The sequence below is a fragment of the Neobacillus piezotolerans genome (assembly GCF_003362805.1).
Lineage (GTDB): Bacteria > Bacillota > Bacilli > Bacillales > Cytobacillaceae > Bacillus_D > Bacillus_D piezotolerans.
Window position 1 is genome coordinate 1 of sequence record NZ_QNQT01000021.1, and the last position, 25,770, is coordinate 25,770.

A 25,770-nucleotide genomic window follows, 5' to 3' on the forward strand; every position below is an offset into this window, starting at 1 on the left:
GCAAAATGGAAGGCAACCTGAAATGGGTTGCCTTTTTTGGTGTTCAAAAAACTTACTAGTCCTGGAATCCAGAAGTATAAACCCTGAACAGTTGACTCTCCGACCAATAAAAATCACCAATTCATTTATTACTGAGCACTCCTATAAGCGAACATTTTTTGGTAAAATTAGATTAATGTTCGCTTACTGTTGACTGGTTTTTTTATACCTGTTATGATGATAGCGACAAACGATATAGCAATGCCCTCGTATAATAATGGGAATAGGGCCCATAAGTTTCTACCCGGTGACCGTAAATCACTGGACTATGAGGGAAAGTAGCGCGTTCAAGAGGTTTGGTGTCTTTATTTTTCCATGCTTCTTTTTTGCAACTGCATCAGGACTTACTCTAGCCCTGGTCGGACTGCTTTCTCTTGTAAAAGGAGAAACTTTCTGGCCGGGGCTTTTTATTTTTCCGGGAAGGATGTGGATTTGGATGAATGTGAAGGTTGCTGTCATTATGGGGAGCAAATCCGATTGGGAGACGATGAAGCATGCTTGTGGCATCCTTGAGGACCTTAAGGTGCAATATGAGAAAAAGGTTGTATCCGCCCATAGGACGCCGGATTTAATGTTCCGTTTTGCCGAAGAAGCAAAGGAACGGGGACTGGAAGTGATTATTGCCGGAGCAGGGGGGGCCGCCCATTTGCCCGGAATGGTGGCTGCCAAGACAATGGTCCCTGTTATTGGGGTCCCAGTCCAATCCAAGGCGTTGAATGGCCTGGATTCACTCCTGTCCATTGTGCAAATGCCGGCAGGAGTACCTGTTGCCACAGTATCAATTGGAGAAAGTGGCGCGAAAAACGCCGGGCTTCTGGCAGCCCAGATCCTCGCGTCCAAAGACAGCGAACTTGCCGATAGAATCCAAAAAATGAGGAAAGCCGCGGAGGAAGCGGCAATCGAAAGCAGTGGCCATCTTGAATAGGAAAGTAATTTTGCCAGGACAGACAATCGGGATTATTGGCGGCGGGCAGCTGGGAAGGATGATGGCTCTTTCGGCAAGGGCAATGGGCTACAGGATTGCGGTCCTTGATCCCAATCCGGACTCTCCATGCGGTCAGGTCGCAGACCATAAAATTATCTCGCCATACGACAGCGAAACGGCAATGGTTCAGTTGGCTAAAATGTGCGATGTAGTTACATATGAATTTGAAAATATTGATGAAAAAGCATTGGAAATCGCTATGAATCTTACGTGGGTTCCGCAAGGATTCCAACTGCTCAGTATCGCAAAGGACAGAATTAACGAGAAGAACGCAATAAGAGAAGCTGGTTTGCCTGTTGCTCCCTTTAAAGCGGTGGAGACGACGCTGGAACTGGCAGAGGCCGTTAAGGAACTTGGTTTTCCTTGTGTCGTAAAGACAGCGCAAGGCGGTTATGACGGAAAAGGCCAATATGTTTTAAAGAATGATAGAGAAATAGAAACAGCAGCCGGACTGCTCAAACACGGCCCTTGTGTTGTTGAAAAGTGGGTCTCTTTTGAAAAGGAAATTTCAGTTATTGCAGCAAGGAGTTCAAGCGGGGAAACGGCTGTGTTTCCGGTCGCTGAAAATATTCATAAAAACAATATTCTCCATCAGACCATTGTACCGGCCAGGATCAGCGATGAAGCTTCTGAAAAGGCACTGTCGTTGGCAGTCCAGCTGGCGGATGCACTGGATATGGTGGGAACGCTGGCTGTTGAGATGTTTCTGATGGAAGATGGCTCCATTTATATTAATGAGATTGCGCCAAGGCCCCATAACTCAGGGCATTTCACCATAGAGGCTTGCGAAACCTCCCAGTTTGCCCAGCATATCAAGGCAGTCTGCAATCTGCCTTTGGGAAGTACGGAACTTTTAAATCCGGCGGTGATGGTCAATCTGCTTGGAGAGCATCAGGAAAGGCTCCTCGAAAAACTTCCGGAACTGCGAAATTGGAACATTCATCTTTATGGGAAAAACGAGGCAAAGGCAGGCAGGAAAATGGGCCATGCGACATTGCTTCGCGACTCAGCGGAACAGGCACTTTTAGAGATTGAAGAATCTGGAATTTGGACAGGAAAATATATGTCTGCACAAAGTAAATGAGAGGGGACCAGACGAATGCGGGAACTTTTGTATGAGGGGAAAGCAAAACGGATTTACAGTACGGCTGACAGTGAAGCTGTTCTTGTAGAGTATAAGGATTCAGCAACAGCTTTTAATGGGGAAAAGAAAGCCGAAATCACCGGCAAAGGCGTATTGAATAATGAAATCAGTTCCCTTCTTTTTAAAAAGCTCAGGGAAAATGGCATAGAATCTCATTTTATTAAAAAAGTTTCCTCAACGGAACAGCTCGTCAAAAGGGTCTCCATCATTCCTCTTGAGGTGGTTGTCCGGAACATCGCGGCCGGTAGCATGTCAAAGCGCCTGGGGCTTAAGGAAGGAAGGCAGCTCCTAAAACCGATTGTCGAATTTTATTTAAAGGATGACGGTTTGGGCGATCCATTGATTACGGAGGATCATATTCTTGAACTCCAGGTGGCAGCAATTGGCGAGATTGAAGTTTTAAAACAAAAAGCCCTTGAAGTTAATTCCTTCCTAAGCTCGTTCTTTGAAGGCCTCGGGATTAGGCTTGTGGATTTTAAGCTTGAATTTGGCAAGGATGCCGCAGGACAAATCTTGCTTGCGGATGAAATTTCTCCCGATACATGCAGGCTTTGGGATATGGAAACAAATGAAAAACTCGATAAAGATGTGTTCAGGCGGAATCTTGGCAGCATTACCGAAGCGTACGAAAAAATCTTGGTCCGATTGGGAGGCTAAATCATGGTAAAAGTAAAAGTGTTTGTTACGTTGAAGGAAAGCGTTTTGGATCCGCAGGGAAAGGCGGTTTCAAACGCCCTGCAATCACTTGGATATGATGAAATCCACGATGTGAGAATCGGCAAATATATGGAATTATCGGTTGAGCCTTCTGGCAGGGATATCGAGACGGTTGTGCGGGAGGCGTGTGAGAAGCTGTTATCAAACCCTGTAATCGAGGATTTCAGGTATGAGATAGAGGAGGCTGTCATCCGATGAAATTCGCGGTCATCGTTTTTCCGGGATCGAATTGCGACTCAGATATGTACCATGCGATTAAAGACGAACTTGGCTGCGAAGTTGAGTATGTATGGCATACGGAAACAAGCCTTGAAGGATTTGATGGAATCCTGCTTCCAGGCGGATTTTCCTACGGCGATTACCTACGCTGTGGGGCGATCGCCCGATTCAGCTCAATCATGGGCGAAATCATTAGGGCGGCGGAAGCCGGAGTGCCAATCCTCGGTGTCTGCAATGGGTTCCAAATCCTCCTGGAAGCAGGCCTGCTGCCGGGGGCGCTTAGAAGGAATGATAGCCTGAAATTTGTTTGTTCGCCATGCACAATCAGAGTGGAAAACAATCAAACGATGTTCACAGGAGGCTTTGAAAAGGGCCAGATCCTGTCCATCCCGGTTGCTCACGGGGAAGGGAACTACTTCTGTGACGATGAAACTCTCGCACAACTGAAGAAAAACAACCAAATCGTTTTTTCGTATACAGAAAACATCAATGGCAGCCTTGAAAATATCGCTGGAATCATCAATGAGCAGGGGAATGTCCTGGGGCTGATGCCCCATCCGGAACGCGCGGTGGACAGCCTGCTTGGCAGCGCGGATGGTCTGGCGCTTTTTCAATCAATCATGAAGCAATGGAGGGAATCACATGTTGTTAAAGCTTGAGCCATCTCCGGAACAAATCAAGTCCGGCAGATTGTATAGTCAAATGGGACTTTCCGATGAAGAATTCATGAAGATTGAAGAGATTCTCGGCCGCCTTCCGAATTACACTGAAACTGGCCTGTTTTCCGTTATGTGGTCGGAGCACTGTTCATATAAAAATTCCAAGCCAATTTTAAAAAGGTTCCCGACGAAGGGAGAACGTGTCCTACAGGGGCCGGGTGAAGGGGCCGGGGTTGTTGATATTGGCGACGGCCAGGCAGCTGTCTTTAAAATTGAGAGCCATAATCATCCATCAGCAATCGAACCGTATCAGGGAGCTGCCACTGGGGTGGGCGGCATTATCCGGGATATTTTCTCAATGGGCGCTAGGCCGATTGCCCTTTTGAACTCACTCCGCTTTGGTGAACTCGATTCGTCTCCGCGTGTCCGCTACCTTTTCAAGGAGGTTGTCGCGGGGATTGCGGGATACGGAAACTGTATCGGAATCCCGACTGTCGGCGGTGAAATCCAATTTGATGCTTCCTATGACGGCAACCCGATTGTAAATGCGATGTGTGTAGGCCTAATCGACCACAAGGATATGAAAAAAGGTTTGGCTAGCGGTGTTGGCAACACAGTCATGTATGTTGGCGCGAAAACGGGCCGGGACGGTATCCATGGAGCAACCTTTGCTTCAGAGGAACTGACGGATGCATCCGAAGAGAACCGCCCTGCGGTCCAGGTTGGCGATCCGTTTATGGAGAAACTGTTGCTTGAGGCGTGCCTTGAGCTTATTAAATCAGATGCGCTTGTCGGCATACAGGATATGGGTGCCGCGGGACTTACGAGTTCAAGCGCCGAAATGGCGAGCAAGGCGGGATTTGGGATTGAAATGGATCTTGACCTTGTACCGCAGCGGGAAACAAGCATGACTGCCTACGAAATGATGCTATCGGAATCCCAGGAACGCATGCTAATCGTTGTTAAAAAGGGACGTGAACAAGAAATCATTGACCTTTTTTCAAAATATGAGCTTGAAGCAGTCGCAGTTGGTGTTGTTACTGAAGAGAAAAAGCTGAAGCTGATGCATAATGGCGACGTCGCGGCCGATGTCCCGGTGGATGCGCTGGCTCTTGATGCGCCTGTCTACAATAAACCTTCAGCTGAGCCTGAATATTTCCGTGAGTTCCAGGCAATGGACAATTCTGTCCCAAGCGTGGATGACTTCGGGGGTACACTTATCAGCCTTTTGAAACAGCCGACTATCGCCTCAAAAGAATGGGTTTATAATCAGTACGATTATATGGTGAGAACAAGCACGGTTGTCGCTCCGGGATCGGATGCCGCGGTCGTCAGAATCCGTGGAACAAAGAAGGCTTTGGCGATGACGACGGATTGCAATTCACGCTATCTCTATCTTGACCCGGAAACCGGCGGGAGGATTGCTGTTTCAGAAGCGGCCAGGAATGTTGTTTGTTCGGGTGCCGAACCGCTCGCGGTTACTGACAACCTGAACTTCGGCAGCCCGGAGAAGCCGGAAATCTTCTGGCAGATGGAAAAAGCCGCGGATGGAATCAGCGAGGCGTGTCTTGCATTGAATGCGCCGGTCATCGGCGGGAATGTATCGCTGTACAACGAAACAAATGGAAAAGCGATTTACCCAACGCCTGTTATTGGGATGGTCGGCCTGATTTCCGACATCGACCATATTACGACACAGGCATTCAAGGAAGATGGAGACCTCATCTATTTGCTTGGTGAAACGAAGGATGAATTCGGAGGTTCCGAGCTGCAGAAACTCATTCATGGCGACATTTTTGGAAAATGCCCGGAACTTGACCTTGAAACAGAAGTGAAACACCAGAAGTCGGTCCTTGAAGCAATCCGGGCCGGGCTTGTCCAATCCGCGCATGACCTGTCTGAAGGAGGCCTCGCGGTTGCCCTTGCTGAATGTGCGTTTGGATCAAACGGGCTTGGCGTGGAGGCAGAGGTGGAAGGAAATCCGGTATCGGCGCTCTTCAGTGAATCACAGTCAAGGTTTCTTTTAACAGTGAAAAAAGAGAACCAGGCGCAATTCGAATCATTAACAGGAGCCAAGTGGATTGGCACAGTAACCGGTGAGCCAGTTTTTCGCATTAAGGTGAACGGAGAAACGGTTATCGATGAAAAAGTCGAGGGCCTGGAAACCGCGTGGAGAGGAGCCATTCCATGCTTGCTGAACTAAGGGGCCTGAACGAGGAATGTGGAATATTTGCTGTCTGGGGACATGAAGATGCCGCAAAGATTACGTATTACGGGCTTCATAGTCTTCAGCACAGGGGGCAGGAAGGAACCGGAATCATTACTTCGGACGGCCATGAACTTTCCGGCCATAAAGGGGAAGGCCTTGTTGCAGAGGTGTTCAATGAACAGGTCCTATCAAAAATGAATGGGAGTGCGGCAATCGGGCATGTACGGTATGCGACAGCCGGAGGGGGCGGATATGAAAATGTCCAGCCCCTTCTCTTCCACTCGCAAACAGGAAGCATGGCGCTGGCCCATAACGGAAACCTTGTCAACGCCAACCTGATCAAGTCGATTCTTGAGCAGCAGGGAAGCATCTTCCAGACAAGTTCGGATACGGAAGTGCTGGCCCATCTGATTAGGAGGAACAGCGGCTGGCTTATGAAGGATCGCGTCAAAAGCGCGCTCAAACAGATTGAAGGCGCCTTTGCCTATGTCATTTTAACAGAAAATGAATTAATAGTTGCCCTTGATCCGCAAGGCTTGCGGCCGCTATCACTTGGAAGGCTCGGCGATGCTTACGTTGCCGCGTCGGAAACATGCGCATTTGATGCCGTAGGCGCGGAATTCATTCGTGACGTTTTGCCGGGGGAACTCTTAATCATTAATGAAGACGGACTGTATTCGGAATTCTTCGCGGAAAGCAGGGACGAGGCTCTCTGTACGATGGAATACATTTATTTTTCCCGTCCGGACAGCAGCCTTAATGGAATCAATGTCCATACTGCTCGGAAAAATCTTGGGAAACGGCTTGCCATGGAAGCTGGAATTGATGCGGATGTTGTTACAGCGGTCCCGGATTCAGGCGTTTCCACAGCCATCGGTTATGCCGAGGCATCCGGCATTCCTTATGAACTTGGCTTGATAAAAAATCGTTATGTTGGCCGTACCTTCATTCAGCCTTCCCAAGCCCTTAGGGAGCAGGGAGTAAAAATGAAGCTGTCTCCTGTAAGGGGCGTAGTGGAAGGGAAACGGGTCATCATGGTGGACGATTCAATCGTCCGGGGAACGACGAGCAGGCGGATTGTTTCGATGCTGAAGGCTGCAGGTGCGCTTGAAGTGCATGTTGTCATCAGCTCGCCGCCCATTAAGCATCCTTGTTTTTACGGAATTGATACGTCGAAAAAGGAGGAATTAATCGCCCATTCACGGTCCACTGAGGAAATCAGGAGGCTGATTGGCGCGGATTCTCTTACATTCCTCAGTACTGAAGGGATGCTGGAGGCCATTGGACGTCCGAATACCAGCAAAAATTGCGGCCAGTGCCTTGCTTGTTTTACGGGTGAATATCCCACTGAACTGTATCCAGATTCACTTCAATACTATTATCAAAAGTAACTTCCGGATAGATAGACCAAGGATGGGGAAGGGAGACCAACATGTCAAAAGCGTACAAGGAAGCGGGCGTCAATATAGAAGCCGGCTACGAAGCGGTGGAAAAAATGAAACGCCACGTCAGGAAAACAGCCCGGCCGGGAGTGATGGGAGGCCTGGGCGGATTTGGGGCTATGTTCGATTTATCAGCATTAAACCTGAAAGAACCGGTCCTGATATCAGGTACGGACGGAGTTGGGACAAAGCTGATGCTCGCCTTTATGACAGGCAGGCACGACACAATCGGAATCGATGCGGTGGCAATGTGCGTGAATGATATTGTTGTCCAGGGAGCGGAGCCGCTTTATTTTCTTGATTATATTGGCTGCGGGAAAGCAGATCCCGACCGGATTGAAGCGATTGTAAAAGGGGTTGCCGATGGCTGCGAACAGGCAGGCTGCGCCCTCATTGGCGGGGAAACCGCCGAAATGCCCGGCATGTATGAGCCAAATGAATATGACCTTGCGGGATTTGCGGTCGGCGCCTGCGAAAAACAAGCTGTTATTGACGGAAGCGGCATCCGGAAAGGCGATGCCCTTGTCGGAATAGCGTCCAGCGGGCTCCACAGCAACGGTTTCACTTTAGCGAGGAAAGTCTTTTTTGAAAAAGCGGGTCTCGAGGTTACAGACTACATCGAAGAATTCGGCTGTACCCTTGGCGAGGAATTGCTAAAGCCGACAAAAATTTATGTAAAACCGATTCTATCAGCATTGAAACAATTCCCGATTAAAGGAATGTCCCATATTACCGGCGGCGGTTTCCATGAAAATATTCCGAGAATGCTCCCTGAAGGGCTAGGCGCGGTTATTGCCCGGGGAACTTGGGAGATTCCTCCGGTCTTCTCAAAGCTTGAACAGCTCGGGAAAGTCGGCCAGGAAGAAATGTACCATGTATTCAATATGGGCATCGGAATGGTGGTTGCGATTAATGAGGAGTTGGCTCCAGCGCTGGTCACGCATCTCGAAGCTTGCGGGGAGCGGGCTTCGGTCATTGGCCATGTGGCAGACGGAAAAGGGATCAAATTCTCATGAAAAATATCGCTGTATTCGCTTCAGGAAACGGCTCCAACTTTCAAGCACTCCTTGATTCTGTACAAAACGGCCGGCTTGAAGCAAATATCCGCATTCTCGTCTGTGACAGGCCCAGCGCATTCGTACTCGAAAGGGCGAAGGCAGCCGGGATTGATTCGTTCGTTTTTAGCCCGAGAAAGTTTGGCGGAAAGGAAGAATACGAGAATCTCATTTGTGAAAAATTGGCCGAAGCAAACATTGACTGGATAGTCTTGGCCGGTTATATGCGGCTGCTTGGCCCAGTCCTTTTATCCGCATATGAAGGCAGAATCGTGAATATCCATCCGTCACTTCTTCCGGCCTATCCCGGAAAGGATGCCATCGGGCAGGCGCTAGCCGCGGGGGCAAACAGGACAGGCGTGACAGTCCATTTCGTAGACGAAGGGATGGATACCGGACCAGCCATCACTCAGGTGGAGGTGCCAATTTTGGATGGCGAAACACATGAAAGCCTTCAGACGAAAATACAGAAAGTGGAACACAGGTTATATCCGGAAGTGCTCCAAATGTTACTAAATACGCAGGGGGAAAGCGAAAATGGTACAAAAGCGGGCATTAATCTCCGTTTCGAATAAAAAGGGCATTGTGGAATTTGCCACGGGACTGTCAGAGCTTGGCTATGAAGTCATTTCGACAGGAGGAACAAAGCGGGCCCTTGAGGAGGCAGGCATCCCTGTCACAGGCGTCAGCGATATTACCGGATTTCCAGAAATCCTTGACGGGCGGGTCAAAACACTAAATCCGAAAATCCACGGCGGACTTTTGGCAAAGTTGGACGATCCAACCCACATGCTTCAGCTTGAAGAGCATGGGATAGAGCCGATAGCTGTGGTTTGTGTGAACTTGTATCCATTCAAGGAAACCATATCAAGACAAGAAGCCTCGGTGGAGGAAGCAATCGAAAATATTGATATTGGCGGTCCATCCATGCTAAGGGCGGCGGCAAAGAACCATCAGGATGTAGCGGTTGTTACCGACCCGCTGGATTATGAAGAGGTTCTGCGGCAGCTGAAGGAAGCCGGTAAAGTAGACGGTGAAACGAAGAGAAGGCTTGCGGCGAAGGTATTCCGCCATACGGCGGCGTACGATGCCATGATAGCTACTTATTTGACAGAACTCGCAGGAGAGGAATTTCCTGAATGCCTTACTGTTACCTATGAACTGAAAGATAGGCTCCGCTACGGTGAAAATCCTCATCAGCATGCCGCCTTTTATAAGAAACCAATCGAGGAAGGCGGTTCGATTGCCGGGGCAATACAGCTCCACGGAAAAGAATTGTCCTATAACAATATCAATGACGCCAACGCGGCCCTTCAGCTGGTCAGGGAATTTTCCGAACCGGCGGCCATTGCGGTTAAACATATGAATCCCTGTGGTGTAGGGACGGGTGAAACAGCGCTTGATGCCTTTTTACAGGCATACGAAGCTGACTCTGTGTCCATTTTTGGCGGCATTGTGGCGTTCAACCGGGAAGTCGATGTCAGGACGGCTGAGAAACTCCATGAGATATTTCTGGAAATCATCATCGCCCCTTCATTTTCGGAAGAGGCGCTTGCGGTTTTACAAAAGAAAAAAAATCTCCGCCTATTAACCGTTTCACACAGGGGAGAAAAAATCACTGGAAGAAATCTTGTTTCAGTAGAAGGCGGACTGCTTGTGCAGGATCCGGATCTTTATTCATTTGAGGATGCCACAATCACGGTTCCGACAAAGCGGCAGCCGACAGAAGAGGAATGGAACGCATTGAAGCTTGGGTGGAAAGTCGTTAAGCATGTGAAGTCAAATGCGATTGTCCTAGCGAATGGACATCGGACCGTTGGGGTCGGAGCTGGACAGATGAATAGGATTGGGGCAGCGAAAATCGCCATTGAACAGGCGGGTGAACAGGCTGCTGGGGCGGCAATGGCGTCTGACGCCTTTTTCCCAATGGACGATACTGTCGAAGCGGCTGCCCGCGCCGGTATTACCGCCATTATCCAGCCGGGGGGCTCCATCCGGGATGAGGATTCAATAAAAAAGGCTGATGAGTTTGGAATCGCAATGGTATTTACGGGAGTGCGTCATTTTAAACACTAGGGAGGCGAAACGATGGATGTATTGGTGATTGGCAGGGGCGGCCGCGAGCACGCGATCTGCCGGAAACTCGGAGAAAGTCCATTAGTGGAAACTGTTTTCGCGGCGCCGGGAAATCCGGGTATGGTGGATGTCGCAACCCTTGTACCATTGGAAGAAACTGATTATGAAAAGCTGATTTCTTTCGCGATCGAGAAAGAAATTGGCTTGACAGTCATCGGGCCTGAACTGCCCCTCTTATCAGGTTTGGCCGACCGTTTCAGGGAAGCGGGCCTTAAAGTTTTCGGCCCCGGCAGCAAGGCCGCCCTTATCGAAGGAAGCAAGGCTTTTGCAAAAGATTTTATGAAAAAGAACAGGATTCCAACCGCGGGTTATGAGGTATTCACCTCTTTCGAAATGGCTAAACGGCACATCGAGACAATAGGTGCGCCAATTGTCATAAAAGCGGATGGACTTGCTGCGGGGAAAGGCGTTACGGTCGCCCTTACAGAGGCGGAGGCCATTGCCGCGGCGGAGGAAATGCTTGTTGGAAAAAGGTTCGGCGAGTCCTCCTCTTCTGTTGTAATTGAAGAATTCCTCGAAGGAGAGGAATTCTCCCTTATGGCGTTCGTTAATGGGGAAATCGTTGTACCTCTTGAAATTGCCCAGGACCATAAACGGGCGTTCGACGGTGATGCTGGTCCGAATACAGGCGGGATGGGCGCTTATTCGCCGGTTCCCCATATTCCAGCCAGCGCGGTGCGAACTGCGGTTGAAACGGTTTTAAAACCCGCCGCGAAGGCACTGGCCAATGAAGGCAGGAGCTTCTGCGGGGTTTTGTATGCGGGGCTTATTTTAACAAAGCACGGCCCAAAGGTCATTGAATTTAATGCAAGATTCGGCGACCCCGAAACGCAGGTGGTCCTCCCAAGGATGAAATCCGATTTGGCCGAAGCCATCCTTGAAATTCTTGGCGGGAAGGAACCTGAGCTGGAGTGGGATGAATCATACGCGGTAGGCGTTGTCGCTGCGGCGAAAGGATATCCCGACAATCCGGAAAGGGGCGCACTTATCGAAGGGCTGGGTGAAGTTGGCGTAGATACCGCCATCTTCCATGCCGGTACGAAAAAGGATAAGCTTGGCCGTTTTTATGTAGATGGCGGCAGGGTCCTCCTTGCCTGTGCGAAAGCAGATTCCCTTCAAGAAGCGAGGGAACAGGTCTACCGGGAACTTGAAAAAGTTGAGTCGAAAGGAATTTACTATCGTACCGATATCGGTGCCCGGGCATTAAAGGCAGCGGCTTTACTTTAGGCCGGCGGTTAAATGGCAGAAAATAAGGAACGGGCTTTTTTCCTGCGTGATTTTTAAAAAAGATTGGATGAATGGATAATCACGGTTTGGCATCATTTTGACGGCTTCACCCCACCATTCTGTTTCATAGCGCGCTATCATGCTTAAATTATAAAGCAGCAAGTAGTGGGCCATCAGTTCCGGAAATTGGGACCGATGGCTTTTCTTTAAAGGCATAACGAAGCGTTTTTGATAATAATCGAACTTAAGGAACGTTTGCTGGCCTGGAATGTAGGGGTTTGGCGTTTCTGAAAGCCTGGCCATCCCATTCTTCATTTCTTCAAGGGAAATGCCTGACTGAGCCAAAAAGTACTCCCTGAATCTGGATTCAGTCATGTGATAAAAATCAAGTGCTTTTTGGGATACGAAGCAGCCGCCATCTTTTTCTGGCAGCGGCATGAAGTTTGTCTGGCCTTCCAGCTGCCAAAAAAGAGTTTCAAGCTCGGGAATCATTCTTAATAATGCTTCCATACTTGTTTTGTCGCCCTCGTCCTGTTTCATGTGAAACAATTTGTCGGATAAATGCGGAAAAAGGCCATTTTTCTGGAACTTCACTTCATCCTGGAAAAATTGGAATTGCTGTTTTTTACGCTTCCGGGATGATACCCCGTGCGCCAGCACCGCCGTTGTTTCCGGATAGAAAGGGTCCTCAGTCAGGATGCAGGCTTTTGCGAGATGGACGAGTCCGTAAAAAAGGAGGATTGGCTGCAGGATGATCGGAGCCCTGGCGGCCTGGGTATAATAAACATTGCCATGCTCAAGATAATAAAGGAAGGGATAGCAATTCTCATAGCTTCTTTGTTCCGGGGAGGGACAGCCAAGTTTCTCATAGCGTTTTTGCAAGAATGTTTGGGCATATTCAGCAGAAAAAAAGAACGAAAAGCTTTCCAAGCCCCGGTAGCCATGCAACATAAGCAATCCTCCTTTCCCGTATAAAATGCGCCGATTTTTATGGAAAATGGGCGATTTTCCGCCCGGCGATTGAAAAATCTGACTTCTTATCGCTGCCTTGACAGTATATTGCCCAATTGTTACGCTACTAATAATATTTTCGGTTTGGAGGGACAAAAAGATGTGGGAAAACAAATTTGCAAAAGAAGGATTAACATTCGATGATGTTTTGCTCGTTCCAGCAAGGTCTGAGGTATTGCCAAAAGAGGTCAGCCTCCAAACAGAACTATGCGAAAACATAACGCTTAACTTGCCTATTATAAGTGCCGGTATGGATACGGTCACTGAAGCGGATATGGCAATCGCGATGGCCAGGCAAGGTGGCCTTGGCATCATCCATAAAAACATGACCATCGAACAGCAGGCAGAACAGGTTGATAAGGTAAAGCGGTCGGAATCCGGGGTTATATCCGATCCATTCTTCCTCACGCCGGAGCACCAGGTATACGATGCTGAACATCTGATGGGTAAATACCGGATTTCAGGAGTGCCGATCGTGAACAACGAAGAAGAGCAAAGGCTTGTTGGGATTATCACAAACCGGGATCTGCGCTTTATCCAGGAACATGATTTTTCTAAAAAGATTTCCGATGTCATGACAAAGGAGAATCTAGTTACCGCTCCAGTCGGCACAACATTGAAGGAAGCGGAAAAGATTTTGCAAAAGTACAAAATCGAAAAGCTTCCACTCGTTGATGACAACGGCATCTTGAAGGGGCTAATTACAATCAAGGATATTGAGAAGGTCATTGAATTCCCAATGTCCGCGAAAGATAAGCAGGGAAGGTTGCTTGCCGGTGCTGCGGTCGGCGTTACAGGCGATACTATGAAACGCGTTGAAGCGCTAGTGAGGGCGAATGTTGACGTCATTGTCATTGATACGGCCCATGGACATTCTAAAGGCGTCCTGGACACAGTCAGCCAGATCCGAAAGGAATACCCGAACCTGCCTATTATAGCGGGCAACGTCGCCACTGCTGAAGGTACAAGGAGTTTGTTCGAGGCTGGTGCGGATGTTGTAAAGGTTGGAATTGGTCCTGGTTCCATTTGTACGACACGAATTGTTGCCGGTGTCGGGGTGCCTCAAATAACGGCAATCTATGATTGCGCGACAGAAGCACGAAAGCTCGGAAAAACGATTATCGCTGATGGAGGCATTAAGTATTCCGGTGATATTGTCAAAGCACTTGCAGCCGGAGGACACGCGGTCATGCTCGGAAGCCTGCTCGCAGGCGTTTCCGAAAGCCCTGGTGAAACGGAAATCTTCCAGGGACGCCGCTTCAAGGTATACCGCGGCATGGGTTCCGAAGGGGCGATGGAAAAAGGCTCGAAAGACCGCTATTTCCAGGAAGACAGCAAAAAGTTCGTTCCGGAAGGCATTGAAGGCCGCCTTCCATATAAAGGGCCGCTTGCTGATACAATTTACCAGCTTGCCGGCGGCTTAAGGTCGGGCATGGGCTACTGTGGTACGGCAAACCTCCAGGAATTGCGCGAAAACAGCCAATTCATCCGGATGACAGGCGCCGGTCTGCGTGAAAGCCATCCGCACGATGTCCAAATCACAAAAGAAGCACCAAATTACTCGTTATAATACATGAACAAAAAGGGGCAGGGGCAAAATCCTGCCTCTATTTTCATAGTGAAAAAAACTGATTACAAACGCATAATCCCAAACACTTGAAAATCTTGGCAGGAAGATAGGACCAACCTCTATCTATCCAACATTCTGCTAGTATGTTAAGATAGTAAACGTGTATAAAGTGAAACTTCCGCAAGGGCAAGATGTCCGTTAAGAGTGGGAGAATATCGTTGGAGGGCGTAACAGTGAAGAAAAGGATTTATCAGAAGTACATAGCCATCGTTCTTGCAGTGGCCGTCACAGCAGGGCTGTTTACTGCACCCGCGAAAGCAGCCGGCGAGGCGAGCTTGAAAATCAATGCCGCCGCTGCCATTCTTGTTGATGCGGATTCGGGAAAAGTTTTATTTGAACAAAATGCGGACAATGTCCTCGGTATTGCCAGCATGACGAAAATGATGACCGAATACCTTCTCCTTGAGGCTGTTAAAGAAGGAAAGGTAAAATGGGACCAGCAATATTCGGTTAGCGAGCCTGTCCACAAACTATCGCATGACCGCAACCTTTCCAACGTGCCGCTCAGGGCGGATGGAACATACAATGTCCGGGAACTGTATGAAGCGATGACAATTTATTCAGCGAATGCGGCAACGATTGCGCTGGCGGAGGTCATTGGCGGATCAGAAGGAAACTTTGTAAAAATGATGAATGATAAAGCCGAAAAACTCGGTTTAAAAGATTATAAGTTTGTCAATTCGTCTGGATTGAACAACCGCGATTATAAGGGCATGCATCCTGAAGGAACAGGCGCCGAGGATGAAAACGTCATGTCGGCAAAAGCGACCGCGAAGCTTGCTTTCCATCTCTTGAAGGACTATCCGGAAGTGCTTGAAACAACTAGCATTCCTAGGAAGGAATTCAGGCCGGGAACAGACGATGTCATTAAAATGGAAAACTGGAACTGGATGCTTCCAGAACTTGTGTTTAAATACCCTGGCGTGGACGGACTTAAAACCGGAACAACCGATTTTGCAGGCTACTGCTTCACAGGTACTGCAACCCGTGACGGCAAACGCTTCATTACCGTTGTAATGGATGCCAAGAATGCTTCCGGCAAAGGGGATTATAAAGCACGTTTTGATGAAACAAGGAAAATGTTCGATTATGCATTCACTAATTATTCAAAGGCGGAAATCCTTCCAGCCGATTATGCAATAAAAGGTAAAAAATCCCTTGATGTAATAAAAGGGAAGGAAGACAAGGTTAATATCCGCACAAAGAATCCGGTTTCGATGGTAATCAAGAACGGTGAAAAGGATAATTACAAACCTGTCCTTGTTCTCGACAAAAAGAAATTAAATAGCAAAGGCGAACTAACCGCCCCTGTTAAAAAGGGAGAAGTCGTCGGCTATGTAACCCTTGAAGCGAAAAATGGCGATAAAGCTGCCTTCCTTACAGAAAAAGGACAAGGCAGTGTAACCTCCCCGGTTATCGCCACTGAAAATGTGGATAAAGCAAACTGGTTCGTCCTGATGATGGGCGGCATCGGCGGCTTCTTCGCCGATTTATGGGGAAGCATTGTTTCCGGCATTAAAGGGTTGTTTTAAGCCGGAAGCGGGCAAAAAAACAGAATAATTTATTTGCAATAAGGCGATAATTGTAGTAGATTAAAAAGTACAAATTTACCATAGTGAAAAAGCGTTGAGAGGAAAAAGTAGCGGGATTCCCACTCTTTAGAGAGCCGGTGGTTGGTGAGAACCGGTGTGTGGCGCCTGTGAATCCGTCCTTGAGCAAGGCATGGAACGCCTTCTTGGCAAGTAAGTGCTTTCGGGTCAAACCGTTATGAAATTGAGGTGGGCTGCCGTGTGCGGCCAACCAGGGTGGCAACGCGGGTCAACTCCCGTCCCTGTTTTGGGGACGGGAGTTTTTTGCGTCCAAAAAACATCCCGGCCTCAACTGAAAAAAAGAAAAGGAGTGTTGAAGCATGCTGGATATTAAAGTATTGCGCGCGGATTTTGAAGGAGTGAAGAAAAGGCTGCAGCATCGCGGCGAGGACCTTACAGACCTTGGCAAGTTCGAGAGCCTGGACAGGAAAAGGCGCGATTTGATTGTGGAGGCCGAACAGCTGAAGGGAAAGAGGAACGAGGTATCCCAACAGGTGGCGGCATTAAAGAGGGAGAAAAAGGATGCGGACCAGCTGATCGCCGAAATGCGCGCGGTCGGCGATCGCATTAAGGAGCTTGACGATGAACTGCGAGGGGTTGAGGAAGAACTCGATATGCTTTTATTGAGCATCCCGAACCTGCCGCATGAAAGCGTTCCTGTCGGGGAGACAGAAGACGAGAACGTGGAAATCAGGAAGTGGGGAGAAGTCCGTAATTTCGGATTTGAGCCAAAGCCCCACTGGGACATTGCCGACAATCTGAAAATCCTTGATTTCGAGCGTGCCACAAAGGTTACCGGAAGCCGATTTGTTTTTTACAAAGGGCTTGGAGCGCGCCTTGAACGGGCCTTGATGAACTTTATGCTTGACCTTCATGTGGATGAGCACGGCTACAAAGAGGTGCTTCCTCCATACCTGGTGAATAGGACGAGCATGACAGGAACCGGCCAGCTTCCAAAATTCGAGGAAGACGCCTTCCTGATTGAGAGTGAAGATTATTTCTTGATCCCGACCGCTGAAGTACCGGTAACAAACCTTCATAGGGACGAGATTTTGAGTGGGGACCAGCTGCCAATCCGCTACGCGGCATACAGCGCCTGCTTCCGTTCAGAGGCTGGGTCTGCCGGCCGTGATACACGCGGGCTTATCCGCCAGCATCAATTTAATAAAGTCGAACTCGTGAAATTCGTTAACCCGGAAGATTCTTATGATGAGCTTGAAAAGCTGACTGCTGACGCGGAAAAGGTTCTCCAACTTCTCGGGCTTCCATATCGTGTCCTAAGTATGTGCACAGGGGACCTTGGTTTCACGGCCGCCAAAAAGTACGATATCGAGGTTTGGATTCCAAGCTATAACACGTATCGTGAAATCTCTTCTTGCAGTAATTTTGAAGCTTTCCAGGCGAGAAGGGCGAATATTCGCTTCCGTCGCGAGCCTGGCGCGAAACCGGAGCACGTCCACACTCTAAATGGTTCGGGCCTCGCGATCGGCCGCACCGTCGCCGCAATTTTAGAGAACTACCAGCAGGAAGATGGTACGGTCGTAATCCCGGAAGCACTAAGGCCTTATATGGGCGGAAGGGCAGAAATCAAGCCAGAATAATGAAGAAGGGCGGGAATGGATCCCGTCCTTTTTTTACTGTCATAAAGGTTTCCTGTTGACATGGACATCTACCCTATAGTATTATAACCTTTGTCGAAACGGAGGAATACCCAAGTCTGGCTGAAGGGATCGGTCTTGAAAACCGACAGGCGGGTTAAACCGCGCGGGGGTTCGAATCCCTCTTCCTCCGCCATTTATTCGATAATGTATGACCAACGCGCATAAAATCTGGAGATAAAGCCCGCCGCAACGCGAAAGCCTGCGGCGGGTTTTTTATATGCAAATATACGCTGGAAACTACTTACATCTCTCCTCAGGGGGCACGCTAAAAATGCCAGGCTGTACGGCCAACTTTTTTATTCATTTAAATTAAATCGGTAAGGCGTAAGAAAGCAGAAGGTTCGTCCCTTCTGCTTTAATTGATTCTAATGAAAAACGCATACCAGCTAATCAGCCAGTATGCGTTTTAGTAAAAAGGATTTCATTCAATTTATTGTCCACTTCCCGGCAGACCCGAGCGGCATCTTCAGGGCGGTTGACAATATCGGTGACGTCCATGTCGATGACGAGGACTTCACTTGCCTTGTAGTGGTTGAAGACCCATTCATCATAGCCTTTCCAGACCTCGAAATAGTACTCTTTTAGTTCAGGGTTGATTTCAAAGCTTCTTCCGCGCGACATGATCCTTTCGATAACTGTGTCAAAGGAACCTTTCAAATAGACCATAAGTTCCGGAGCTTTTTTCGGAAGTTCATTCAATTCTTCCATCATATTGTCGGCAAGGTCTTCGTAAATCCTGAATTCAAGTTCGGATATGCGCCCAAGCTTTTTGTTCACATAGGCGAAATACCAATCTTCATAAATCGACCTGTCCTGGATTGTATAAAGGGGCTCATGCCAGCCGATGCATTCTTTAACCGTTTTAAAACGTTTATTCAAAAAGAATAGCTGGAGGAGGAAAGGAATTCTTTTCGCATCCAGTTCTTCAGGAGTCAGTTCATAATAAAGCGGGAGAATCGGGTTATCATCCACCGTTTCATAAAATACTTTACTATCGATTCCCTTGCTTTGGTAATAATCATTCAATAAATCCGCCACACTTGTTTTGCCAAGGCCAATCATGCCGCCGATTACGATACTCAAAATGTATTCCCCGTCCTTATAATGTATTGGTCCAGCTGCTTTTTGCCAGCGATAATGATAGATCGGAAAGAATGGTGTCCAAATCCTGCTCATTTTTAACGAAATCCATCACATCGCCATTGTAGCGAAGGACTGGGATTTCAGGATGCTGCCTTTCAAAGGCTTCCAAAGCCTCTTCGTAGTCACGTGACAGCTGCTCAAGATAAAGTGGGCTGATGTTTTTCTCGACTTCACGCCCTCGCATCGCGATTCTGGCGAGCAGGGTATCTAGGCTGGCATTCAAATAAATGACAACGTTTGGTTTTGGCATATCCTCTGTAAGTATTTGATAAATTTTAAAATACTTTTTATACTCTTCATTGCTTAAGGTTCTCTGGGCAAAAATCAGGTTCTTGATTATATGATAATCTGCTACAACCGGCTGATTTTTAGCTAGATAATGGGTATTGATGTCGCCGAGCTGCTTAAAACGGTTGCAAAGAAAAAACATTTCCGTTTGGAAGCTCCACTCTTCTATATTTTCGTAAAACTTGCCAAGGAAAGGATTTTCATCAACAATTTCCTTCAACAAGGCAAATTGGTAATGTTCAGCAATCGCCTTTGCAAGAGATGTTTTTCCAACGCCAATCGGCCCTTCAACGGTAATAAAGGGAGTCTCCCCCATTGCATGTCCTCCTTCTCAGCCCATTCAATAGTTTGTCTACGATAGTTGGGATATGTAAGAATTCGCAAAAATAAGAAATAAGTAGAAGTATGTCGCATTTAGACAAATTGTATTTTACCATATTCCATGCGGCTGCGGATATGGAATATTTATGGGGGCGAAGGAAGAAAAGCTTTCAGCCTTGATTTACAAGGCTTTAGGGAGGGAAAAATAGTGCTTGCGGAGGGTATTCGCAAGTAATTAGGCCGCCCGGTAAAAGGCGGCCTAACCCATTTAGGATGTAGTTCTTTTTGTTACATTGAAATTCTCGGTAATCAGGAGCCAGTTTTGCGGAAAAGACAGGCCAAGCTTCCAATAGCTCATCCCGCGTAAATTAAGCTCTTTGATCAAATCGAATTTGGCTTGTATTGACCGGGCGTCTTCAAACCAGACCTCATGCTGCCTTCCACCTTTTGTATATCTGAAAAAAGGCGCCTGGGCCGTTGTATCATACTGGATAGGAACGTTATTCTCCGCTGCGATCCTGATGGCCTGCTGAGGGCTGACCGCCCTTGCAACACTGCCCTGGACAAAGGGGAGTGTCCAGTCATACCCATATAAATTCTGTCCCATCATAATTTTCGAACCAGGCATTTCGGTAAGGGCATATTCAAGGACGCGGCGCACAGGACCAATCGGGGAAACCGCCATGGCTGGCCCGCCGCTATAGCCCCATTCATACGTCATGATGACAACGAAATCGACGATTTCCCCGTGTGTTTTATAATCATGCGCCTCATACCACTTTCCTTTCTGTGTTGCGCTCGTCTTTGGAGCGAGGGCGGTGGAAATGAGCCAGCCTTCCCGCTTGAAAAGGTCCCTTGCCTTCCTCAGGAAATTGTTATATGCTTCCCTGTCGGCGGGACGCAAATATTCGAAATCAAAATGGATATCACGGAATCCAAGCCTCCGTGCGGTTGCGACGATATTATTGAGGAATTTATCCTGTATAGCGATATCGTTAAGCAATATCCGGCCGAGTTCATCACTGAACTGGTCATTTTCCTGATTAGTGATGACCATCATTAGTACATTGTTATTGGTACGCGCGATTTGGGGGAAATTGTCCAATAACGGCTCGCGCAACGTACCATCTCTTCTAGCCTGGAAGCTGAAGGGCGCCAGATAGGTCAAATAGGGTGCGGCCTCCCGGGCGCTGGCAACAAGGGCGGGCGCCACTGTTGTACCCCTAGGTTCCACATATGCATTGAAATCACCCGCGCGTTTCCTTCCGGGCGGGATATACAGGCGGAATCCGACATTTAAAGGTTGGTTGGCCTGGATTCGATTGATCCGTGCGAGTTCCTCGGGGGTGGTGCCAAACCTTCTTGCTATGGAATAAAGCGAATCGCCCGCCTTGACAAAATAAAAACTCCCGACAATCGGGATAACCATCGCCTGTCCGATGACGAGGTCATTCGGGTTCGGCAATTCATTCGCGTCGATTATGTCGTTCACGGTCGTTCCATATGTCCGGGCAATGGTGTTCAGCGTTTGCCCGCGTTCCACAATGTGAATTTGCATCATCTTCCCTCCTTGCACAAAAGTAACGCTACCTCCATTCTATGAGGGGGAAAGGCTTTTCATGTTATACTAACCCTAAATAAACCGCATGAGATTTGAATAAAAGGAAGTGTTGGGATGGAACATGTCCCAGGCAAAGATGAATTGTATATGAAAGAAGCAATTGCCGAAGCCCAAAAAGCAACTGAGCTGGGGGAGGTCCCAATCGGTGCCGTCCTTGTCATGGACGGGGAAATAATCGCAAGGGCGCACAATCTCCGTGAGTGTAGGCAAAATGCGATCGCCCATGCCGAACTGCTTGCCATTGATGAAGCATGCAAGAAGACAGGCAGCTGGCGGCTTGAAGGAGCAACCCTTTACGTAACGCTTGAGCCATGCGCGATGTGCGCCGGCGCTATCGTCCTCTCAAGGGTCGAACGTGTTGTATATGGGGCTGCCGACCCGAAAGGCGGATGTGCCGGAACGCTAATGAATCTGCTTGAGGAAAGCCGTTTCAATCATCAGTGCGAAGTTGTATCCGGCGTGCTTGATGCAGAGTGCGGAAGGATGCTGTCGGACTTTTTCCGTTCTCTCAGGGAGAAGAAGAAAGAAGCGAAAAGGCGGGCCAGGATGGAGTCAGTGGAAGGCGAGACAGGAATTGACAGGTGAAGGCCATTGATTTTTCCGCTAAAACTCTGTATACTGAAAAGGCGCTATAAAAGCGCCCTATGATAGGTTTCAATTTTGCCGTGCTAGACGGGGAGGTAGCGGTGCCCTGTACCCGCAATCCGCTCCAGCGGGGTTGAATCCCTTCCTGAGGCTGCCACTCTGTAGGGCCTGCCTTAAGTAAGTGGTGTTGACGCCTGGGTCCTGCGCAATGGGATTCCATGAACCATGTCAGGTCCGGAAGGAAGCAGCATTAAGTGGACGCTCCCATGTGCCGCAGGGTCGCCTGGGCCGAGCTAACTGCTTGAGTAACGCTTATGGATGGCAGTCGACGGAAGGTGCACGGCAGTTATAAAGATAACCCAAACCCATCCCTTTTAAAGGGGTGGGTTTTTTCATGGAAAAACCCATTTTGGAAAAGAAGATTTGGCGGTTGAAAAAAGAGTCAAAAAGCCAATCATTAATTAGGTGCTGAATTACACTTTACATACAAAATACGGTATAATAAATAGATGGGGATTATTGCCCGAAGTTCCAGCAAGCCGCAAAAAAATGGAAAGGGGGCATTGCCAGTGGCCTATCAGGCACTATACCGAGTCTGGCGCCCGCAGCAATTTATCGATGTCGTGGGCCAGGAACACATCACCAAAACATTGCAGAACGCACTGGTTCAGGGAAAAACCACCCATGCCTACCTTTTTTCAGGGCCACGCGGGACCGGGAAGACGACAGCCGCCAAGATTTTGGCTAAAGCGGTCAATTGCGAAAAGGCTCCTGTAGCTGAACCTTGCAATGAATGCAGCGCCTGCCGCGGCATTACGGACGGTTCGATCCAGGATGTCATAGAAATTGATGCCGCTTCAAATAATGGTGTCGATGAAATCAGGGATATCCGCGACAAAGTGAAATATGCTCCAAGCTCAGTAAAATACAAGGTTTATATCATAGATGAAGTGCATATGCTTTCAACCGGGGCGTTCAATGCCCTCCTCAAGACACTTGAGGAACCGCCTAGGCATGTCATGTTTATTTTGGCAACAACAGAACCACACAAAATTCCGCTGACCATTGTTTCACGATGCCAGCGATTCGATTTTAAAAGAATAACGGCGAACGCAATTGTCGGAAGGATGAAATTGATTGCTGATGAGACTGGCGCCGCTTATGACCCTGCGGCATTGCCGATTATCGCCAGGGCTGCGGAAGGCGGGATGCGCGACGCATTGAGCCTGCTTGACCAGGCGATTTCATATAGCCAGGAACAGGTTACCGTAGAGGATGCATTGACTGTCACCGGCTCGGTTTCTCAGGGGTTTTTGGCGAAAATGGCTGAGGCTATCCATGAAAAGGATGTAGCACAAGGGCTTGATGTCCTGAATGAACTTCTTTTTCACGGGAAAGACCCATCGCGATTCATTGAAGATTTCATTTTGTTTTTCCGGGACATGCTTCTTTTTAAAACAGCACCTTCCCTTGAAGAATCGTTGGAGAGGGTTATGCTCGATGATGGGTTTCGGGATTTGGCCGGCAAGTTTTCAACGCCGCAAATTTATGATTTAATCGATATGCTGAACAAAACCCAGCAGGAAATGCGGTGGACGACACATCCTCGGATTTTTCTTGAAGTCGCGGTCGTTAAGCTATGCCAGATGGAAACCCCTTCCCAGGAATCAGCCGGAGAAACTTCGCCCCAAGTAGCTGTCCTTCTGAACAGGATTGACCGGCTTGAGGAAGAATTAAAAGAATTGAAGAAACACGGCGTTCCAGCCACTGCGAATGAGCAGGCGGGCCAGGTTCAAAAACCCGCGCATAGGTCATCCAGAAAAGGATTCCAGGCACCTGCCGGGAAAATAAACGAAATCCTGAAACATGCAACAAAGGCCGACCTCAATCTTCTAAAAGGCAATTGGGGGGAAATGCTTCGCTCATTAATGAAATCCCATGCCGCCTTATTAAATGAAGCTGAGCCCGTGGCCGCTTCTTCAGGCGCCTGTGTCATTAAGTTCAAGCATGAAATCCACTGCCAGATGGCAATGGACAACCCGAAATTTATAGAGGCGATTTCGGATAGCTTAATGGAACTTACCAACAAACGATTTTCCATCACAGGGGTTCCCGAAGACCAATGGGTGACAATAAGAGAAAGCTTCCTGTCAAACCATCAGCCGGACGGAGTGGAAGGCCAGGAAACAAAAAAGAGTGAGGAAGATCCGCTTTTAGACGAAGCGAGGAAATTGTTTGGCGGCGACTTAATTGAAATTGTTGAATAATATTGGAGGATGAATACGATGAAACGTAAAATGCCAGGTATGGGCGGAATGGGTAATATGCAAAACATGATGAAGCAAATGCAGAAAATGCAGAAACAAATGGAAGAAGCCCAAAGTGAACTAGGGGAAAAGACTGTGGAAGGAACCGCTGGCGGAGGCATGGTCACTATTGTCGTAACCGGCCACAAGAAGGTAGTCGATGTTAAAATCGATCCGGAAGCGGTTGATCCGGAAGACGTGGAAATGCTTCAGGACACCATTCTCGCCGCATTAAATGATGCGATGGATAAAGCCGATAAATTGTCGGAGTCAACTATGGGGCAATTCACTAAAGGGATGAACCTTCCGGGACTGTTCTAGGAGGAGAGAAAATGCACTATCCCGAACCGATATCCAAGCTGATTGACAGCTTTATGAAATTGCCGGGGATCGGCCCGAAAACGGCCGCTCGTCTGGCTTTTTTCGTCCTTAGCATGAAAGAGGACACCGTCCTGGACTTTGCCAAGGCGCTTGTAAACGCGAAGCGGAATTTAAGCTACTGTTCTGTTTGCGGCCATATAACCGACCAGGACCCATGCTATATCTGTTCCGATGAGAGGCGCGATAAAAGCATTATCTGTGTTGTTCAGGATCCGAAAGATGTTATTGCCATGGAAAAAATGAAAGAATTCAATGGCCTCTATCATGTCCTCCATGGTGCGATTTCACCGATGGAAGGCATTGGCCCCGAGGATATCAATATACCCGATTTGTTAAAACGGCTACAGGATGAGACGGTCCAGGAAGTAATCCTTGCGACCAACCCGAATATCGAGGGGGAGGCCACTGCCATGTATATATCAAGGCTCCTGAAGCCTTCGGGCATCAAGACAACAAGAATTGCCCACGGCCTGCCTGTGGGAGGGGACCTGGAATACGCAGATGAGGTCACTCTTTCAAAAGCATTGGAGGGCCGGCGCGAAGTATAAAAGGATGGAGGGCAATAAAAATGTTCTTTCGGCGAAAAGGCCGGCTGCGCCAGGAGTCCAATGAGAAATTCCTCAACTTGCTCAACGACGTCAAGGCGGATTGGCAGCGGCAGAAAACCCTTCTGGAAAAATCGTTCGATCCATCTGAAGAAGTGGTTTGTCAGGCAAGGATGGCCGAAGCCAAATACTTCTTCCTTTTAAGAGAGGCAAAGCATAGGAAAATTAAGATAGGGCGTTAATGAGGAACTCCCGGTCTTTTTTTGGGAACTTGTACATATAGTTTAGTACAAGTTTCCCGAAGAAGGGGGAGTTACTAATTGGAACCGATTTATGTAATTTCAATACTCGGTGGCCTGATCATCCTGCTCCTGATCGCAGGAGCGCCAATGAGGCCGGCAAGGCTGCTGGGACAAGGCGCGATAAAACTAGTAATCGGCGCGCTTCTTTTGTTCTTCTTGAATACGGCGGGCAACCAGTTTGGCATTCATATTCCAATTAACCTGTTCACAACATCAATAGCCGGTTTCCTCGGCATACCGGGAATGGCGGCCCTGATTGCGGTTGATATGATTGTAATTGGCTAATTCAAGAGAAATCCGTGAAAAACGGCGGGTTTCTCTTTGTATTTTCGACCTGATTATTTGGCGCTATTTCCCAGGTGAAAAAATTAAATAATAGGGTTGACCAAATCGTTTAAACCCTGTATTATAGTAAAAGTCGCCGCTGAACAAAACGGCGGCAAACAAAAAAGTCGTTGACTTTTTTAAAACAAATTGTTATACTAATATAGTCGCCTTTTAAAGGTGCGGTAATAATTGCTCTTTGAAAACTAAACAAACAAGCGTCAACAAACA

The 25,770-nt window shown here is 48.2% G+C and carries 24 protein-coding genes, 1 tRNA gene, 1 other RNA gene, 1 riboswitch and 1 other annotated feature; of the genes, 22 read left to right on the forward strand and 4 right to left on the reverse strand.

Annotation, left to right across the window (positions count from 1 at the left end; translation table 11 throughout):
* The first annotated feature begins 226 nt into the window (after positions 1 to 226).
* Positions 227 to 328: riboswitch (purine riboswitch) on the forward strand.
* Positions 329 to 475: 147 nt separating this feature from the next.
* Genes purE through purD form a run of 11 tightly spaced genes read left to right on the forward strand, consistent with a single transcriptional unit; the run spans position 476 to position 11,832 of the window.
* On the forward strand, positions 476 to 964 hold the full coding sequence (purE, locus tag DRW41_RS22125) for a 5-(carboxyamino)imidazole ribonucleotide mutase (protein WP_115454204.1): 489 nt from the start codon (positions 476 to 478) through the stop codon (positions 962 to 964).
* Positions 957 to 2,108: a 5-(carboxyamino)imidazole ribonucleotide synthase gene (gene purK, locus DRW41_RS22130; RefSeq protein ID WP_115454182.1), complete on the forward strand. Its 1,152-nt coding sequence runs from the start codon at positions 957 to 959 to the stop codon at positions 2,106 to 2,108. The genes purE and purK overlap by 8 nt, the downstream gene beginning before the upstream one ends.
* Before the next feature lie 15 nt (positions 2,109 to 2,123).
* Positions 2,124 to 2,825 carry a phosphoribosylaminoimidazolesuccinocarboxamide synthase gene (gene purC, locus DRW41_RS22135; RefSeq protein WP_115454183.1) on the forward strand — a complete coding sequence of 234 codons (702 nt, stop codon included), beginning with the start codon at positions 2,124 to 2,126 and terminating at the stop codon, positions 2,823 to 2,825.
* A 3-nt stretch (positions 2,826 to 2,828) separates the two neighbouring features.
* Positions 2,829 to 3,083: a phosphoribosylformylglycinamidine synthase subunit PurS gene (gene purS, locus DRW41_RS22140; RefSeq protein WP_115454184.1), complete on the forward strand. Its 255-nt coding sequence runs from the start codon at positions 2,829 to 2,831 to the stop codon at positions 3,081 to 3,083.
* Entirely contained in the window at positions 3,080 to 3,763 is a 684-nt protein-coding gene (purQ, locus tag DRW41_RS22145; RefSeq protein WP_115454185.1) for a phosphoribosylformylglycinamidine synthase subunit PurQ, read from the forward strand. Before purS ends, purQ begins: the two co-directional genes overlap by 4 nt.
* Positions 3,747 to 5,966 carry a phosphoribosylformylglycinamidine synthase subunit PurL gene (gene purL / locus DRW41_RS22150; RefSeq protein WP_115454186.1) on the forward strand — a complete coding sequence of 740 codons (2,220 nt, stop codon included), beginning with the start codon at positions 3,747 to 3,749 and terminating at the stop codon, positions 5,964 to 5,966. The genes purQ and purL overlap by 17 nt, the downstream gene beginning before the upstream one ends.
* Complete coding sequence (purF, locus tag DRW41_RS22155) at positions 5,951 to 7,363, forward strand: amidophosphoribosyltransferase (protein WP_115454187.1); 1,413 nt, start codon at positions 5,951 to 5,953, stop codon at positions 7,361 to 7,363. The genes purL and purF overlap by 16 nt, the downstream gene beginning before the upstream one ends.
* A gap of 41 nt (positions 7,364 to 7,404) precedes the next feature.
* A complete protein-coding gene (purM, locus tag DRW41_RS22160) occupies positions 7,405 to 8,430 on the forward strand; it encodes a phosphoribosylformylglycinamidine cyclo-ligase (protein WP_115454188.1) in 1,026 nt (341 codons plus the stop codon).
* Entirely contained in the window at positions 8,427 to 9,044 is a 618-nt protein-coding gene (gene purN, locus DRW41_RS22165; protein WP_115454189.1) for a phosphoribosylglycinamide formyltransferase, read from the forward strand. Before purM ends, purN begins: the two co-directional genes overlap by 4 nt.
* Positions 9,007 to 10,545, forward strand: coding sequence for a bifunctional phosphoribosylaminoimidazolecarboxamide formyltransferase/IMP cyclohydrolase (gene purH / locus DRW41_RS22170; protein WP_115454190.1), 1,539 nt, complete (start codon positions 9,007 to 9,009; stop codon positions 10,543 to 10,545). The genes purN and purH overlap by 38 nt, the downstream gene beginning before the upstream one ends.
* Before the next feature lie 12 nt (positions 10,546 to 10,557).
* A complete protein-coding gene (gene purD, locus DRW41_RS22175; protein ID WP_115454191.1) occupies positions 10,558 to 11,832 on the forward strand; it encodes a phosphoribosylamine--glycine ligase in 1,275 nt (424 codons plus the stop codon).
* On the opposite strand, the gene DRW41_RS22180 is transcribed toward purD, so the two are convergent.
* On the reverse strand, positions 11,824 to 12,783 hold the full coding sequence (locus DRW41_RS22180; protein ID WP_115454192.1) for a YaaC family protein: 960 nt from the start codon (positions 12,781 to 12,783) through the stop codon (positions 11,824 to 11,826). The two genes, purD and DRW41_RS22180, sit on opposite strands and share 9 nt — an antisense overlap.
* A gap of 160 nt (positions 12,784 to 12,943) precedes the next feature.
* Here DRW41_RS22180 and guaB point away from each other — a divergent pair, with 160 nt between their 5' ends.
* From guaB to DRW41_RS22200, 4 genes are all read left to right on the forward strand, one after another.
* Complete coding sequence (gene guaB, locus DRW41_RS22185) at positions 12,944 to 14,413, forward strand: IMP dehydrogenase (protein ID WP_115454193.1); 1,470 nt, start codon at positions 12,944 to 12,946, stop codon at positions 14,411 to 14,413.
* A gap of 233 nt (positions 14,414 to 14,646) precedes the next feature.
* Complete coding sequence (locus tag DRW41_RS22190) at positions 14,647 to 16,005, forward strand: serine hydrolase (RefSeq protein WP_115454194.1); 1,359 nt, start codon at positions 14,647 to 14,649, stop codon at positions 16,003 to 16,005.
* Between the two features lie 85 nt (positions 16,006 to 16,090).
* Positions 16,091 to 16,309: a binding site (T-box leader), on the forward strand.
* Between the two features lie 73 nt (positions 16,310 to 16,382).
* Positions 16,383 to 17,663 carry a serine--tRNA ligase gene (gene serS / locus DRW41_RS22195; RefSeq protein WP_115454195.1) on the forward strand — a complete coding sequence of 427 codons (1,281 nt, stop codon included), beginning with the start codon at positions 16,383 to 16,385 and terminating at the stop codon, positions 17,661 to 17,663.
* A 100-nt stretch (positions 17,664 to 17,763) separates the two neighbouring features.
* A tRNA-Ser gene (locus DRW41_RS22200) sits at positions 17,764 to 17,856 on the forward strand.
* A 257-nt stretch (positions 17,857 to 18,113) separates the two neighbouring features.
* Here the strand turns inward: DRW41_RS22200 and DRW41_RS22205 are convergent.
* From DRW41_RS22205 to DRW41_RS22215, 3 genes are all read right to left on the reverse strand, one after another.
* Positions 18,114 to 18,806 (reverse strand): deoxynucleoside kinase, encoded by a 693-nt coding sequence (locus DRW41_RS22205; protein ID WP_115454196.1) that lies wholly within the window; start codon positions 18,804 to 18,806, stop codon positions 18,114 to 18,116.
* Positions 18,807 to 18,822: 16 nt separating this feature from the next.
* The gene (locus DRW41_RS22210; RefSeq protein ID WP_115454197.1) at positions 18,823 to 19,470 is read right to left on the reverse strand and encodes a deoxynucleoside kinase; all 648 of its coding nucleotides are present in this window, start codon (positions 19,468 to 19,470) and stop codon (positions 18,823 to 18,825) included.
* Positions 19,471 to 19,743: 273 nt separating this feature from the next.
* A complete protein-coding gene (locus DRW41_RS22215) occupies positions 19,744 to 21,033 on the reverse strand; it encodes a glycoside hydrolase family 18 protein (protein WP_115454198.1) in 1,290 nt (429 codons plus the stop codon).
* A gap of 117 nt (positions 21,034 to 21,150) precedes the next feature.
* On the opposite strand from DRW41_RS22215, the gene tadA reads away from it, so the two are divergent.
* The 7 genes from tadA to DRW41_RS22250 all read left to right on the forward strand — a co-directional run bounded on the left by tadA (position 21,151) and on the right by DRW41_RS22250 (position 25,500).
* Entirely contained in the window at positions 21,151 to 21,681 is a 531-nt protein-coding gene (gene tadA / locus DRW41_RS22220; protein ID WP_115454199.1) for a tRNA adenosine(34) deaminase TadA, read from the forward strand.
* 78 nt (positions 21,682 to 21,759) lie between these two features.
* An RNA gene (gene ffs, locus DRW41_RS22225) (signal recognition particle sRNA large type) lies at positions 21,760 to 22,024 on the forward strand.
* 226 nt (positions 22,025 to 22,250) lie between these two features.
* Entirely contained in the window at positions 22,251 to 23,948 is a 1,698-nt protein-coding gene (gene dnaX / locus DRW41_RS22230; protein WP_115454200.1) for a DNA polymerase III subunit gamma/tau, read from the forward strand.
* A gap of 39 nt (positions 23,949 to 23,987) precedes the next feature.
* On the forward strand, positions 23,988 to 24,308 hold the full coding sequence (locus tag DRW41_RS22235; RefSeq protein WP_222928865.1) for a YbaB/EbfC family nucleoid-associated protein: 321 nt from the start codon (positions 23,988 to 23,990) through the stop codon (positions 24,306 to 24,308).
* Between the two features lie 11 nt (positions 24,309 to 24,319).
* A complete protein-coding gene (gene recR, locus DRW41_RS22240) occupies positions 24,320 to 24,916 on the forward strand; it encodes a recombination mediator RecR (protein WP_115454201.1) in 597 nt (198 codons plus the stop codon).
* A 20-nt stretch (positions 24,917 to 24,936) separates the two neighbouring features.
* Complete coding sequence (locus tag DRW41_RS22245) at positions 24,937 to 25,155, forward strand: YaaL family protein (protein WP_115454202.1); 219 nt, start codon at positions 24,937 to 24,939, stop codon at positions 25,153 to 25,155.
* Between the two features lie 78 nt (positions 25,156 to 25,233).
* Positions 25,234 to 25,500: a pro-sigmaK processing inhibitor BofA family protein gene (locus tag DRW41_RS22250; RefSeq protein WP_115454203.1), complete on the forward strand. Its 267-nt coding sequence runs from the start codon at positions 25,234 to 25,236 to the stop codon at positions 25,498 to 25,500.
* Positions 25,501 to 25,770 lie beyond the last annotated feature (270 nt).